Annotated in this window: 12 protein-coding genes; 4 read left to right on the top strand and 8 right to left on the bottom strand. The window is 70.5% G+C overall.

The genetic code is table 11. The features are described 5' to 3' along the window. Nucleotides 1–86: 86 nt before the first annotated feature. Both mqnP and ABT342_RS30340 read right to left on the bottom strand, forming a co-directional pair. Nucleotides 87–989 carry a menaquinone biosynthesis prenyltransferase MqnP gene (gene mqnP / locus ABT342_RS30345; RefSeq protein ID WP_351580990.1) on the bottom strand — a complete coding sequence of 301 codons (903 nt, stop codon included), beginning with the start codon at nt 987–989 and terminating at the stop codon, nt 87–89. Then, nucleotides 986–2443, bottom strand: coding sequence for a menaquinone biosynthesis decarboxylase (locus tag ABT342_RS30340; RefSeq protein WP_351580987.1), 1458 nt, complete (start codon nt 2441–2443; stop codon nt 986–988). Before ABT342_RS30340 ends, mqnP begins: the two co-directional genes overlap by 4 nt. Before the next feature lie 88 nt (nt 2444–2531). On the opposite strand from ABT342_RS30340, the gene ABT342_RS30335 reads away from it, so the two are divergent. Together ABT342_RS30335 and ABT342_RS30330 are read left to right on the top strand one after the other, a co-directional pair. Then, nucleotides 2532–2939, top strand: a complete 408-nt coding sequence (locus tag ABT342_RS30335) for a PLD nuclease N-terminal domain-containing protein (RefSeq protein ID WP_351580985.1) — start codon at nt 2532–2534, stop codon at nt 2937–2939. Between the two features lie 78 nt (nt 2940–3017). Further along, nucleotides 3018–3968, top strand: coding sequence for an isopenicillin N synthase family dioxygenase (locus tag ABT342_RS30330; RefSeq protein WP_351580983.1), 951 nt, complete (start codon nt 3018–3020; stop codon nt 3966–3968). On the opposite strand, the gene ABT342_RS30325 is transcribed toward ABT342_RS30330, so the two are convergent. Further along, nucleotides 3955–4494 (bottom strand): SRPBCC domain-containing protein, encoded by a 540-nt coding sequence (locus tag ABT342_RS30325; RefSeq protein ID WP_351580981.1) that lies wholly within the window; start codon nt 4492–4494, stop codon nt 3955–3957. The genes ABT342_RS30330 and ABT342_RS30325 overlap by 14 nt on opposite strands. Before the next feature lie 207 nt (nt 4495–4701). Between ABT342_RS30325 and ABT342_RS30320 the strand changes: the two genes are divergently transcribed. Further along, entirely contained in the window at nt 4702–6768 is a 2067-nt protein-coding gene (locus tag ABT342_RS30320; RefSeq protein WP_351580979.1) for a hypothetical protein, read from the top strand. Then, entirely contained in the window at nt 6768–8345 is a 1578-nt protein-coding gene (locus tag ABT342_RS30315) for an ABC transporter substrate-binding protein (protein WP_502965638.1), read from the top strand. Before ABT342_RS30320 ends, ABT342_RS30315 begins: the two co-directional genes overlap by 1 nt. Nucleotides 8346–8524: 179 nt before the next feature. Here ABT342_RS30315 and ccsB read toward each other — a convergent pair whose 3' ends face one another. From ccsB to ABT342_RS30290, 5 genes are all read right to left on the bottom strand, one after another. Further along, nucleotides 8525–9598 (bottom strand): c-type cytochrome biogenesis protein CcsB, encoded by a 1074-nt coding sequence (gene ccsB, locus ABT342_RS30310; protein ID WP_351580975.1) that lies wholly within the window; start codon nt 9596–9598, stop codon nt 8525–8527. Beyond that, nucleotides 9595–11265, bottom strand: coding sequence for a cytochrome c biogenesis protein ResB (gene resB / locus ABT342_RS30305; protein WP_351580972.1), 1671 nt, complete (start codon nt 11263–11265; stop codon nt 9595–9597). Before resB ends, ccsB begins: the two co-directional genes overlap by 4 nt. 7 nt (nt 11266–11272) lie before the next feature. Continuing rightward, on the bottom strand, nt 11273–12037 hold the full coding sequence (locus ABT342_RS30300; protein WP_351580969.1) for a cytochrome c biogenesis CcdA family protein: 765 nt from the start codon (nt 12035–12037) through the stop codon (nt 11273–11275). Between the two features lie 4 nt (nt 12038–12041). Continuing rightward, nucleotides 12042–12659 carry a TlpA family protein disulfide reductase gene (locus ABT342_RS30295; RefSeq protein WP_351580966.1) on the bottom strand — a complete coding sequence of 206 codons (618 nt, stop codon included), beginning with the start codon at nt 12657–12659 and terminating at the stop codon, nt 12042–12044. An 88-nt stretch (nt 12660–12747) separates the two neighbouring features. Beyond that, nucleotides 12748–13983 (bottom strand): polysaccharide deacetylase family protein, encoded by a 1236-nt coding sequence (locus ABT342_RS30290; RefSeq protein ID WP_351580963.1) that lies wholly within the window; start codon nt 13981–13983, stop codon nt 12748–12750. Between the last annotated feature and the right edge of the window lie 21 nt (nt 13984–14004).

Raw genomic sequence — 14004 nt, 5'->3', positions numbered from 1 at the left:
CCGTGTCTGATCGCCTCGCACGACCGGGTGCTGCTCGACACGGCCGTCACCGCCGTCGTCGACCTTCACCGGACACCCCCTGGGCCTCACACCGTCAGACCCCGGACCAGCAGATCCAGCAGCGCGCACACGAACAGCGCGATCCCGATGAATCCGTTGACCGTGAAGAACGCCCGGTTCAGCCGGGACAGGTCGTGCGGGGTCACGATCGAGTGCTCGTACAGGAAGGCCACGACGACGATCGCCAGACCGGCCCAGAAGAACGGGCCGGCGTCCGTGGCCAGGGCGTACCAGACGAACAGGGCCGTCGTGACGGCGTGGCAGGCGCGTGCCCCCCACAGCGCCGCCGGGACGCCGAAGCGGGCCGGGACGGACAAGACGCCCTCGGCGCGGTCGGCCGCGACGTCCTGGCAGGCGAAGATCAGGTCGAAGCCGCCGATCCAGACGCCGACGGCGAGGCCGAGGACGACCGCGTCCCAGGACCAGGTGCCGGTGACCGCGAGCCACGCGCCGACCGGGCCGATCGCCTGGGCGAGGCCGAGGATGGCATGCGGGTAGTTCGTGAACCGCTTCCCGTACGGGTAGACGACCATCGGGACCACGGCGAGCGGAGCGAGCGCCAGGCAGAGCGGGTTGAGCAGGGCCGCGGCGCCCAGGAAGAGCACGACGGCGACGCCCGCGCCGGTCCAGGCGGAGCGCACCGACACCGCGCCGGTGACCAGTTCGCGCCCCGCCGTGCGCGGGTTACGGGCGTCGATCTCGCGGTCGATGATGCGGTTGCAGGCCATCGCGAAGGTCCGCAGACCCACCATGGCGACGGTGACGAGCAGCAGCTTCACCCACTGGATGGTCCGGTCCTGCTGGAACATCGCGGTGAGCGAGGCGATGTACGCGAACGGCAGCGCGAAGACCGAGTGCTCGATCATCACCAGCCGCAGGAAGGCCTTCGTCCGGCCCGGGCCCGGTACCGCCGCAGCGGACGCGCTCACAGGCCGTACTCCTTCCAACGGCGGTCGACCAGCGCCGCCGTGTCCGGGTCGGACTCGACCATGTCCGGCCAGCCGCCGTCCCGGGTGTAGCCCTCCTCGGGCAGCTTCTTGGTCGCGTCGATGCCCATCTTGCCGCCCCAGAACTGCTGGTAGGAGGCGTGGTCGAGGTGGTCGACGGGGCCCTCGGTGATCAGGACGTCGCGGGCGTAGTCGACGTTGCCGAGCGCCCGCCACGAGACCTCGTGGTAGTCGTGCACGTCGCAGTCGGCGTCGACGACGACGATCAGCTTCTCCAGCGAGAGCATGTGCGCGCCCCAGATGGCGTTCATGACCTTCTGAGCGTGCTTGGGGTACTTCTTGTCGATCGAGACGATGATGCAGTTGTGGAAGCCGCCCGACTCGGGCAGGTGGTAGTCCACGATGTCCGGCACGATGATCTTCAGCAGCGGCAGAAAGAAGCGCTCCGTGGCGCGGCCCAGCGGACCGTCCTCGGTCGGCGGCCGGCCGACCACGATCGACTGGAGCAGCGGGCGGCGGCGCATCGTGACGCAGTCGATCTTCAGCGCCGGGAAGTCCTCCTGCGGCGTGTAGAAGCCGGTGTGGTCGCCGAACGGGCCCTCCGGCAGCATCTCGCCGGGTTCGAGCCACCCCTCCAGGACGACCTCGGCGTCGGCCGGGACCTGCAGCGGCACGGTCTTGCAGTCGACCATCTCGACCCGCTTGCCCTGCAGGAAGCCGGCGAACAGGTACTCGTCGATGTCCTCGGGCAGCGGCGCGGTGGAGGCGTACGTGACGGCCGGCGGCGCTCCGAAGGCGATGGCGATCGGCAGCTTCTCGCCGCGCCGGGCGGCCACCTGGTAGTGGTTGCGGCTGTCCTTGTGGATCTGCCAGTGCATGCCGATGGTGCGCTTGTCGTGGCGCTGGAGGCGGTACAGCCCGAGGTTGCGGATGCCGGTCTCGGGGTGCTTGGTGTGGGTCAGGCCGAGGTTGAAGAAAGAGCCGCCGTCCTTGGGCCAGGTGAAGAGCGCGGGCAGCCTGTCCAGGTCGACGTCGTCGCCGGTGAGCACGACCTCCTGCACCGGGGCGTTCTCGGACTTCACCTTCTTCGGCGGTACGTGCGTCATGGCGCCGAGCTTGCCGAAGGCCTCGCGCACGCCGATGAAGCCCTTGGGCAGCTCGGGCTTGAGCAGCCCGGCGACCTTCTCGCTGATCTCGTCGTACGACTTCAGCCCCAGCGCCTTCAGCAGGCGCCGGTCGGTGCCGAACACGTTCATCGCCAGCGGCATCGCCGACCCGCGGACGTTCTCGAACAGGAGCGCTGGGCCGCCGGACTTCTGGACCCGGTCGACGATCTCCCCGACCTCCAGGTACGGATCGACTTCGGCCTTGATGCGCTTGAGGTCGCCCTCGCGCTCCAGCGCCCGGAGCAGCGAGCGAAGATCGTCGTAAGCCATGCCGTCCAGTATCGGCCACCCACTAGTCTGGAACGGTCACCGGGGCCCGTCCGCGCCCCGCAACCACTGCTTGGGGGCCCGTTCCACCATGATCAGATATCTCCCCTTCATCCTGATCCTGGCACTGACGATCTACGCCTTCATCGACTGCCTCAACACCCCCGAGGACGAGGTCAAGCACCTCCCCAAGGTGGTCTGGGTGATCATCATCCTGCTCTTCTCGATAGTCGGCCCGATCGTCTGGTTCGCCGCGGGCAAGCTGCGCCACGCCCCGGCAGGCGGCTCGACCCCGTCCGAGTGGCACCGCAACCACAAGACGCGCTGGGTCGCGCCCGACGACAACCCCGAGTTCCTGGACGGGCTGAAGAAGGCGAACGAGAAGGACGAGGAGCTCCTGAAGGACTGGGAGGCGGACCTGCGGCGCCGCGAGGACGAGCTGAAGCGGCGCGAGGGCGACCCCGAGAACGGTGAGGACACGCCTCCGGCCGCGCAGTGAGCACGATGCGGCCATGACGGCCGATGACGGGGCCCGGCCCGGACTTGACGGCGGGGCCGGCGGGAAAGGTATGGATCCATGACGAACCCTGACGTACTCCCGGCGTCCCCCCGCATCCCCGTGATCGACCTGGAGCCGTGGCTCTCCGGGGCCCCGGACGCCCGCGCCCGCACCGCCGCCGCCGTCGACACGGCCCTGCGCACGGCGGGCTTCCTGCTCGTCACCGGCCACGGCGTGGACCCGGCGCTGGGCGGCGAGATCCGGAAGCTGGCGCGCTCCTTCTTCCTGCTCCCGCCGGAGGCCAAGGAGCCGTACGCCGTGAAGGTCGGCGGGCGCGGCTGGCTGGGCCCCGGCGCGGAGGCCAACGGTTACGCGGAAGGGACACGGACGCCGCCCGACCTGAAGGAGTCGCTGTCCTTCGCCGCCGACGACCCGACCGGCGACCCCGCGGTCGACGCGGAGTGGTTCCTGCCGAACGCCTGGCCCGCCGAGGTCCCCGGGCTGAAACCGGCCGTGGAGACGTACCTCCGGCTGATGCGGACCCTCTCGGACCGGCTCCTCGGGCTCCTGGGCGTGGCCCTGGGCGAGCCGGAGGACTTCTTCACCCGGCACACCGGCCATCCGACCTGGGGGTTCAACGTGAACTGGTACCCGGGCCGGGACGTCGTCGGGGAGCCGCGGCCCGGACAGTTCCGGATCGGCCCGCACACCGACTTCGGGACGGTCACCGTCCTCGACCGGCAGTCGGGCCTCGGCGGGCTGCAGGTCTTCACGGACGAGGGCGGCTGGGAGGACGCCCCCCACACGCCGGGGGCGCTGACCGTCAACATCGGGGACCTGATGGCCCGCTGGACGGGCGGGCGCTGGCGCTCGGGCCGGCACCGGGTCCTTCCGCCGCCCGCCGACGCACCGGCCGAGGAGCTGCTGTCGCTCGTGTACTTCTACGAGTGCGATCCGGGCACGGACGTACGGGGCGTCGACTCGCACACGTATCTGCGCGGCCGGCTGGACGCGATCACCGCCGACTGAGGTACTCCTCCCGCAGCTGCCGCCAGCGGTCCGGGGTCCACGCGGACCAGTCGGTGGGCCGCCCGTCGAGCGCGGCGTACAGGTACTCGAAGTGCTGGTGCCAGCCCGCCAGATTGTCCAGGAGCCGCTCGCCGGTCCCGGTGAACTCGTTCGTGAAGCGCAGGACGGTCGCGAACGAGTCGGCGGGCAGCGGCTCCATGTGGAAGCGGATCCGGCCGTGCAGGTCCAGCGTGTACTCGGCGACGGCCTCCCGGTCCCAGGCGGTGACCTGCCCGGAGGCCACCGTGCCCGGCCCCTCCCCCTCGCTGTCCTCCTCCGCGTCCGCCGCGTTGAGCCAGCGCAGGACGACCCGGCCGCCGAGGCGCGGCTCCAGCAGGTCGGCGGCCGCCAGCCACTGGGGCAGGCCCTCCGGCGTGGCCACGGCGGCCCAGACGTGCACCACGGGGTGCGGCAGATGCATCACGAAGTGCAGGACCTGCGTGTCGCCGTGGGTCTCGCCGGTGCCATGAGGGATCGCTTCCGTCATGGCACCAGCCTCACGCTCCGGCGGCGCGGGCGCTACCTCAGGCCACGGGGCCGAAGTGGGCCTCCCCGCGCCCGCGCGGCCGGGATCACAGCCCGGTGACGGATCGTCGAAATCCCACACGAACACCCAACTCCCTGTCGATATCCTGAACTTGACACTGTGACGGGACGTGCGGGGCAGTCCTCGTGGGGACACAGGGGGTGGCGGGTGGACAGAGAGCTGTACGGCCGCGAGGCGGTGCTCCGGAAGGGCGGTCTGGCCGCGCGCCTCACCGGTCTCACCCCGCACGACTTCGATCCCGTCCCCTACGAGCACGGCGACGACCCGCCCGTCACCGTGTTCACCGGCGGCCGCGGCATGGGCAAGACCGCCCTGCTCAAGCAGCTCCGCAACGCCTACCGGGGCGGCACGCCGCTCGCGCTGATCGACTGCGGGGGCATCGAGCCGCCCGCCGACCACGGGCCGGGATGGACCCCGCTCACCGGCGCGCTGGCCGAGCTGTCCGTCCAGCTCTCGCCCAAGGTGCACGCCGCCCGGCCGGTGGAGTTTCCCCGGCTGGCACTCGGGCTGGTCGCCGTGGCCGCGATCAGCTGGTCCCAGGAGGACGACGAGCAGGCCCGGCGGGACCTCCAGCGGCTCGGGCCGGTGCTGGCCACCGTCCACGCGACCAAGGGCGCCGCCGCCAACTGGGTCACCAAGGTGCTCGCCAAGCTGGCCGCCAACTTCGCGGAGGCCACCGCCCCGATGGCCGGGCTGCTCGCCGAGGCCACCGTCGAAACCGTCCTGGAGGAGGTGTTCGGGCGCTTCCAGGGCAGACCCGAAGCCTGGTACGGGACGTACCGCAACGCCGGCGGACGCGGCAAGGCCGGGCTCCAGCAGCTCGCCAACGACTTCGAGCAGGGCGGCCGGCGGCGGCGCGAGGCCGAGGACTTCCTCGTCGGGGCGCTGATCGAGGACCTGGGCCGTGCCTACACCGGCCTGATCCGGCGCGGCACCCGCCGGGGCCGCCCGGTGCTGCTGCTCGACAACGCCCACCTGCCGCTCGGCCGGCAGCTGATCGAGCCGGTGCTGCGGGCCCGCGCCGACGGCCGCCGCGACCACGTCGTCGTCTTCGCCGCCTCCCGGGTGCGCGGCCACGACGGTCTACGGCACGCGACCCGGCTGCGGCTGCCCGAGACCGCGCACCGCGCGCCCTGCCCGCGCGGGTCCGACATCACCTCGGGGATCCTCGCGGTCGGGCTGACCCCGCTGAGCCCGGCCCAGACCCAGAGCGCCTTCGACCGCTTCGACCCGGCCGGGCGCACCCCCGCCGAGCTGGCCCGGGGCGTCCACCGGCTGACCGGCGGCCGGCCGCTGGGCGTCGCGCTGCTGGCGCGGGCCGCGGCCGAGGCCCCGGCGCGGCTGCGGTCCTCGCTCACTCCGGGCGCCCTGCTCGATCTGACGGTGGAGCTGCGCGAGGACCGCCCGCCGGTGCCGGTCGCCGCCACCCTGCTCGGGGAGCTGCTGCCGGGCGTGCGTCACGGCCCCTTCGCGGTGCTCGCAGCCGCCCATGACGAGGAGTCGGCGCGTCTGCTGGCCCGGACCCGGCTGCGCGGGGACTCCCCGGACGGCGACATGGCCCTGCGCGTGCGGGACCTGCTGCGCGACGAGGACTGGCCGGAGGGGCCCGAGCACTTCGTCGCCGACTCCCTGCTGCGCGCCCTGCTGCTGCACCGGCTGCGCTTCCATGACGCGGACGACCCCGACCACGCCGCGTGGCGGGCGGTGCACGAGACCCTGCACCGGCACTACGGGCCGCGGTCCACCCCGTACCGGCTGCACCAGGAGCTCGCCCTGGGCCGTACCGAGGACGCCGTCACCGAGCTGCGGCTGACCTTCCCGGAGCCGGACGTCCCGGGCTGGCTGGGGCGGCTGCGGTTCGTCGCCTCGGCCCCCCACCCGCGCGAGCCGCACCGCGCCGGACCCGATCCGCGGCGCGCGGTCGCCCTCGGTCAGGAGCCCGGCGGTCCGCTGCCGGCCGGTCTCGACGACGAGACCGTCGAGCTCCATCTGTGTCTGCGGCGGCTGCTGCACGCGGTGTGGCTGCTGACCGATCCGCTCGCCCTGCCGGACGGCGAGGTGGCCGACAAGATGGCCCACGAGCTGCGCGGGCTGTCGGGCCGCCATCTGACCGGCAACAGCCCGCTGTGGGACGCGGCCACCCACTGGCCGAGGGACATCCGGGCCTGGCGGGAGCTGTCGCTGCCGCCGGGCCGGGAGGACGGAGTCCGATGATGACCGGCAACCCGTTCCGGCACCGCGTCTGGTACACGACCAGGCAGAGGATCGTCACGTCCGTGCTGGCTCTCGCCGTTCTGCTCTCCTGCGGCTGGTACGGCGTCAACTGGCTGACGGAGCCGGAGGACCGCGGCTGCGCCCCCGGCGTCGCCCGGCCCCCGGGCAGCGACGAATGCGTCGGGGTCAACGGCGAGGGATACGACTTCGGGGTTCCCGGGCTGACCGCCGTCGCCGCGGCGATCGGCCGGGAGAACGCCACACTCAAGGCCGACGAGTACGTGACGGTGGCGGTGCTGATGCCGCTGACCGCGACCGACCGCGGGACGCGGGAGACCGTGCTGCACGAGCTCCAGGGCGCCTTCGCCCAGCAGTACCGCGCGAACCACACCTCCAACAACGAGACCCCGCGCATCCGGCTCGTCCTCGCCAACACCGGCATGGGCAACGTGCACTGGCGGCCGGCCGTGGACGGGCTGCGGACGATGACCGAGGCCCCGCACCGGCTCCGCGCGGTCACCGGGATCGCCACCAGCTCCACTGAGACGCGGCAGGCGATCACGGCGCTGACCGGCGCGGGCATCGCGGTCGTCGGCACCACCATCACCGCCGACGACATCGCGAACGGCCCGGGGACCGGCCCCGGCGGCAACCGCTACCCCGGTCTCGCCCGGGTCGCCCCCACCAACACCGACGAGGCCCGCGCGCTCGCCCGGTTCGGCAAGGTCGACGGGGCGAAGGCACTGCTCGTCCAGGACACCCGCACCGGCGACCACTACACGGACACGCTCAAGACCGCGTTCGCGGCGTCGATGAAGGGCGCGCCGTACGAGCCGCAGCTGTTCACGTCGCCCGCCGATCCGACGCAGGAGGGGACGACCGCCAATACGTTCCGCCAGATCACGCATCTGATCTGCGACACCCGCGCGGACACGGTCTATTTCGCGGGCCGCCACACCCAGCTGCGGCAGTTCGTCAACGCGCTCGGCGCGCGGGGCTGCGCCGAGCGCTCGTTCACCGTCCTGACCGGCGACGAGGGCTCGTACCTGGGCGCGGACCCCAAGCTCGACCGGGCGGCGCTGAAGCCGAAGGGGAGCGTGAAGCTGACCGTCCGCTACGCCTCGCTCGCCCATCCGGACGCCTGGGCGCCCACGAGCGGCAGGCCGGTCCCGGCGACGGGCGGGTCGACCGCCGCGTACCGCACCTTCGTCGCGGACATGGCGACCGCCGTGCAGGACGGGATCGGCCCGATCGGCCCTGTCTCGTACACCGACGGCCAGGCGATCATCGCGTACGACGCGGTGAAGACGGCGGTCCACGCGATCCGCCAGGCCACCCCGCAGGGCGCGGCCTTCCCGCCGCTCGCGGACGTGGCCACCCAGTGGCCCCGGGTCAAGGGCTCGCTGCGGGTCGAGGGTGCGAGCGGCTGGATCTGCCTGGACAACTACGGCAACCCGTACGACAAGGCGGTCCCGATCGTGGAACTGGCCCCGGACGGCAGCCAGCGCTTCGTCCAGATCGCCTGGCCGGAGGGGAAGCCTCCGGCGGCCCCGTGCCTGCCCCCGCGGCGGGGGTAGGGCCTGTCTTTCGGATCAGGCCGGATCAGCGAGCGGGGTCTGGTGCCGTCATCGCAAGGCGGAGGAGGGAATCGACGCGGAGCGTCGGTGACCGACGACAACGCGGCGAGGTGCGGCACCAGGGCACGCGAGCCCGGCAAGATCCGAAAGACAGGCCCTACGCACGGGGAGGTTCCGCCTCAGACCCCGGCGTAGCTGTGGAGGCTGTTCACGAAGATGTTGACGCCGTAGTAGTTGAAGAGGAAGCAGGCGAACGCGATCAGCGCGATGTAGGCGGCCTTGCGTCCCTTCCAGCCGGCCGTGGCGCGGGCGTGCAGATACGCGGCGTACGCCACCCAGGTGATGAAGGACCAGACTTCCTTGGCGTCCCAGTTCCAGTAGCGGCCCCACGCGTCACCGGCCCAGATCGCGCCCGCGATGATGGTGAAGGTCCACAGCGGGAAGATCGCGGCGTTGATCCGGTACGCGAACTTGTCGAGCGAGGCCGCGGCCGGCAGCCGCTCCAGGACGGAGCGGGCGAAGGAGCCCGGGTCGCCGCCGTTCGCCAGCTTGTTCTCGTAGGAGTCGCGGAAGAGGTACATCAGCGTGGCGACCGCGCCGAGGTAGAAGACCGCGCCGCAGAAGATCGCGGTGGAGACGTGGATCCACAGCCAGTACGAGTGCAGCGCCGGGACGAGCTGGTCGCTCTCGGTGTAGAGCCAGGTGACGGCGATGCCGAGGTCGAGGAGGACCGTGGTGACCAGCGGCAGTCCGATCCAGCGGACGTTCTTCTTCGCGACCAGGAAGCCGAGGTACGCGCCGACCGCCACCGTGGAGAAGGTGGTGGAGAACTCGTACATGTTGCCCCAGGGGGCCCGCTGCACCGACAGGGCGCGGGTGACCACTCCCGCCGCCTCGACGAGGAACGCCAGCGTGGTCAGCGAGATGGCGATACGGCCGTACAGATCACCCTGCACCGTGCCGCCCGCGGCGCCGGGGCCGTCCGGGACGTCGCGCCGGCCGCCCGTCGAGCGGGTGACGACCTTGGGCCCGCCGAGGACCGCGGTGCCACCGCTCTGGACGGTCACCTCGGCATCGGCGGCGGCAGCGGTGGTGGTCAGCGCGGCGGCGGTACGGCCGACCTTGCTGCGGCTGCCGAAGACCCACTCGGCGATGTGCGCGAGGAACGCGAGCGTGTAGACGGCCATCGAGGAGTAGATCAGCACGTTGCTGAACTCCGCGAGGCTTTCGTTGGTGGCGGCGGCGAGGATCACTGCTGCTCAGCCCTCTCGGAATCGGGATCGGGCGCGGTCGGCGCCTGTTCGTTGAGGGTGGCGGCCAGTTCCGCCAGCTCCTCGGGTAGCTTCGCGGACTCGCTGCGGCCGAGCCCCGCCATCTCGACGACGGTGACGCCGTCCTCTCCCCGTACGGCCCGGACCCAGACCCGGCGCCGCTGGATGAACAGCGAGCCGACGAGCCCGGCGATCGCGGCGATCGCACCCGCGAGGGCGAGACCGTCGCCGGGCTGCTGGGAGATCTGGAAGCTGGCCCACTCCTTGATCTCCTTCTCGAAGGTGACCGAGCCGGCGCCGTTGGGGAGCGTCATCGTCTCGCCGGGCAGCAGCCGCTTGGCCAGCGGCTTGCCGCCCTCCTTGAACTGGGTCATCTCGGACTTGTCCAGCTGGTACACGTTCTGCGGAAGGCCGGAGTCGACCCTCAGGTCACCGTGGTAGCCGGTGAGCGCCAGGACCGGGAATTCCAGCCCCGGGAACTGCGAGAACATGTCGCCCTTGCCGGCGCCCGCGAAGGTCGGCACGAAGAACGCCTGGAAACCGAGCTGGGTCTTCTTGCCCTTGGTGTCCCGGTAGCCGTCCATCACCTTGAGCGCGCCGGTCGAGGTGACGTTGTTGTCGATCGGCAGCAGTGGTACGGCTCCGCTGTAGACGACCTGGCCCTTGCCGTCCCGGACGGTGATGACGGGCGCGTACCCGTGGGCGATCAGATAGACCTTGGAGCCCTCGACCTTCAGCGGCTCATTGACCCTGATGATCGCCTGCTTGTCCGGCCCTCCGGCCTTGGAGTACCGGACGGATGCCTCGAAGGTACGCGGGGTGCCGCGCTGCGGCCCGCTCTTCTCGTACGTCCCGGTGAACGAGTTCAGCTTGAAACTGAACGGCGCCAGCTCGTCCGTACTGAACAGGGACCCGGACCTGAAGTCGTCGTACTGCGTCAGGGTGTTGGAGAAGCCGCGGCCCTCGACGACCAGCTTGCCGCCCTCGGACTTGAACAGCTGCCCGGTCGCGAACGCCACCAGCATCACGATGAGCGCGATGTGGAACAGGAGGTTGCCGGCCTCCCGCAGATAGCCCTTCTCCGCGGCGACCGCGTCGCCGACGGTGTGGGCGCGGAAGCGGCGTCCCTTCAGCATCGCGAGCGCGGCCGCGCGGACCTGCTCGGGATCGGCCTCGGTGCGCCAGGAGGTGTACGCGGGCAGGCGCGTCAGGCGCCCCGGTGCGCCGGGCGGGCGGGCGCGCAGCTGGCCGACGAACTGCCAGGTGCGCGGCACGATGCAGCCGATGAGGGAGACGAACAGCAGGATGTAGATCGCGGAGAACCACACCGAGCTGTAGACGTCGAAGAGCTGGAGCTTGTCGTAGACCGGCGAGAGTGTGGGGTTGTCGGCCTTGAAGGCGTTGACCTTGAATTCGTCCGCGCTGTTCTGCGGGATGAGGGAGCCGGGGATCGCGCCGAGCGAGAGCAGGAAGAGCAGGATCAGCGCGACCCGCATGGACGTCAGCTGCCGCCAGAACCAGCGGATCCAGCCGACGACCCCGAGGGTGGGGCCGCCCGTCGGCTCTTCCTTCGGTGCGGTGGAGAGCTGGGAGCCCGCCTCACCGTGGTCGAGGGGCTCCGTTTGCTCCGTCGTTTCGGTCTTGCTCATTTGGATGTCAGATCCCCACCGTGAAGCCGTTGGACCAGCCCTGCATCTCCTGGATGATGTTGTCCCACGCACCTGTGAGCAGCAGGAGACCGGTCACGATCATCATGCCGCCGCCGATCCGCATGACCCAGGCATAGTGCCGCTTGACCCACCCGAACGCGCCGAGGGCCTTGCGGAAGGCGATCGCGGCGAGGATGAAGGGCAGGCCGAGACCGAGACAATACGCGACGGTCAGGACGGCCCCCCGGCCCGCGCTGGCCTGGTCGAAGGCGAGCATGTTCACCGAGGTGAGGGTCGGGCCGAAGCAGGGCGTCCAGCCGATGCCGAAGAGCGCACCCAGCAGGGGCGCGCCCGCCAGTCCGGTTGCGGGGCGGGTGTGGAAGCGGAACTCGCGCTGGGTGAACCAGGGCATCAGACCCATGAAGAAGACGCCCATCAGGATCATCAGCGCGCCGAGGATCTTGGAGAACGTGCCCTGGTAGCTCTGCAGCGTCGAGCCGAAGTATCCGAAGAGCGCGCCACCGGAGACGAAGACGGCGGTGAACCCGAGGACGAAGAGTCCAGCGCCCGCGACCATCCGGCCGCGCCGGGCCTCGGCCAGGTCGGTGCCGCTGACGCCGGTGACGTACGAGAGATAGCCGGGGACGAGCGGCAGGACGCAGGGCGAGAAGAACGAGACCAGGCCGCCGAGTACGGCGATGGGCAGCGCGAGCATCAGAGCCCCGCTGTAGACCGTCTCGTTGCGGCCGAGTTCAGCGGCGAGGGCGATCATGCGATCACTTCTCGTTGATCAACGGGTCGATCATCAAGCGCAGTCTCTTGTCGTCCAGGGCCTCGAGCGCTCGTGCCGCGATCTTTCCGTCCCTGTCCAGCACGATCGTCGTGGGAATGCCCTTCGGATTGAGGGTGCCCTTGGGGAACGCCTCGAGGACCAGCTCGCCGTCCGGGTCGTACAGACTCGGATAACCGACACCGTGATCCTTCTCGAAGGCGATGGCGGACTGCTTGTCGGGGTCGCGGGTGTTGATCCCGACGAATTCCACGCCCTGGCCCTTGACGGCGGTGGAGACCTTGGCGAAGTACTTCGCCTCGGCGCGGCAGGGACCGCACCAGGAACCCCAGAGATTGAGCACGACGATCTTGCCCTTGAAGGCGGCGACATCGAGCTGCTTGCCGTCGAGGGTCTCGCCCGCGAGCTTGCCCGGCGCCCGGCGGTCCTTCTTGGCGACGGTCTCGGTACCACCCGCGCTCTGAACGAAGTTGGTCCCGTCGCCGGACTTGCCGTTGGTGTCGCCGCTGCACGCCGACAGCGTGAGCGCGGCGGCCAGGGCGCTGGTGGCGGCGGCGAGCAGAGTGCGTCGAGGTGCACCGCCACGGCTTCGACTAAGGCTCATGTGAAAAGTTTCGCATGGACGTTCAGGAGATCTTCCTCGCCCCCCTCGATGCCCGTATCGCCCCTTGTCAAGACTCCTTAAGCTCTTCTCAAGAGGTCTTGAGGAAGGCGTTCCAGCCACCTGCCGGGGATTGTCCGACCTCGAGCGTCTGGAGCTTCGCGACGATCGCCGGATCCTGGACATCGAGCCAGTCGCAGAACTGCCGGAAGGACACCAGCCGTACGTCCTTCTTTCCGGCCATTCCCTTCAGGGCCTCTTCCACGGCGTCCATGTATATGCCGCCGTTCCACTGCTCGAAGTGGTTGCCTATGAAGAGCGGCGCGCGATTCGATTCGTATGCCCGGTTGAATCCGCCGAGCAGCGCGCCCGCGGCCTGCCTGCGCCATTCGGGATAGCGGGACGTCATGCCCTTGGTGGAATTTCCCGACTGGTTGGCCATGAAGTTGTAGTCCATGGAGAGCGTCTCGAAGGACCGCCCGGGGAACGGCACGGCCTGGAGCGGGAGATCCCACAGCCCGCCGCGCTTCCGCGGCCACTTCTGGCGGCCGCCGGGCGAGCTCGCGTCGTACCGCCAGCCCAGCTTCTTCGCGGTCGGCAGCAGATTGTCCTGGCCGAGCAGGCAGGGGGTACGGCCGCCGACGAGTTCCTTGCGGTAGTCGAAGGGCAGTGGATCGAGGTCGGTCCAGCCGCTGTTGGTCTTCCATTCGGTGACGAAGGAAACGGCCTGGTCGATCTCGCTCTGCCACTGCGTGGGCGTCCAGTTCGCGACCGATCCCGATCCGGCGCAGAAATGACCGTTGAAGTGCGTGCCTATCTCATGGCCGTCGAGCCAGGCCTGCCGGAGGAACTTCAGGGTGTCCTTGATGTGCCCGTCGGTGAGATAGCCGATGTCCGAGGCGCCGATCCGGTTGTTCGGCGGCCGGTACAGCGTCTTCTTCGACTCGGGCAGCACATAGATGCCGGAGAGGAAGAAGGTCATCGCCGCGTCGTGGTTCTTGGCGAGCTCCAGGAAACGCGGGAAGAGGCCGTTGCCGACCTCGCCCGCGCCGTCCCAGGAAAAGATCACGAATTGCGGCGGAGTCTGACCGGGTTCGAGCGGGGCGGGCCTTTCGGGCTGGTGCGGCTGCCTTCCGGTGTCGGCGGTGGAGCCGTCCCCGATGAGCCGGAGCGGCTTGGCGGCCGGGCCCGACCCCTTGCCGTCGTTTCCGCCGGGCGCGGTCCCGGCCGGAGAAGCACCCTTCCCGGGACTGCAGCCGGTCATTCCGATCGTCGCCGCTGCCCCAAGCCCCGCCCCGAGCAAGCCCCTTCGGCTGATGCCACGCATTCTCGTCCCCCATCGCGCTGA

It is taken from the genome of Streptomyces sp. NPDC000410 (genome assembly GCF_040300305.1).
Classification (GTDB): domain Bacteria; phylum Actinomycetota; class Actinomycetes; order Streptomycetales; family Streptomycetaceae; genus Streptomyces.
The sequence above is the reverse complement of the archived record's forward strand: the minus strand, read 5'-3'. Positions and strand labels throughout refer to the sequence as shown.

Excerpts from the sequence above, each read along its gene's own strand:
- ABT342_RS30335 (WP_351580985.1), top strand. The coding sequence starts at position 2,532 with ATGATCAGATATCTCCCCTTCATCCTGATCCTGGCACTGACGATCTAC.
- ABT342_RS30300 (WP_351580969.1), bottom strand. The coding sequence starts at position 12,037 with ATGATCGCCCTCGCCGCTGAACTCGGCCGCAACGAGACGGTCTACAGC.
- ABT342_RS30295 (WP_351580966.1), bottom strand. The coding sequence starts at position 12,659 with ATGAGCCTTAGTCGAAGCCGTGGCGGTGCACCTCGACGCACTCTGCTC.
- ABT342_RS30330 (WP_351580983.1), top strand. The coding sequence starts at position 3,018 with ATGACGAACCCTGACGTACTCCCGGCGTCCCCCCGCATCCCCGTGATC.
- ABT342_RS30325 (WP_351580981.1), bottom strand. The coding sequence starts at position 4,494 with ATGACGGAAGCGATCCCTCATGGCACCGGCGAGACCCACGGCGACACG.
- ABT342_RS30315 (WP_502965638.1), top strand. The coding sequence starts at position 6,768 with ATGACCGGCAACCCGTTCCGGCACCGCGTCTGGTACACGACCAGGCAG.
- resB (WP_351580972.1), bottom strand. The coding sequence starts at position 11,265 with ATGAGCAAGACCGAAACGACGGAGCAAACGGAGCCCCTCGACCACGGT.
- ABT342_RS30340 (WP_351580987.1), bottom strand. The coding sequence starts at position 2,443 with ATGGCTTACGACGATCTTCGCTCGCTGCTCCGGGCGCTGGAGCGCGAG.
- ABT342_RS30290 (WP_351580963.1), bottom strand. The coding sequence starts at position 13,983 with ATGCGTGGCATCAGCCGAAGGGGCTTGCTCGGGGCGGGGCTTGGGGCA.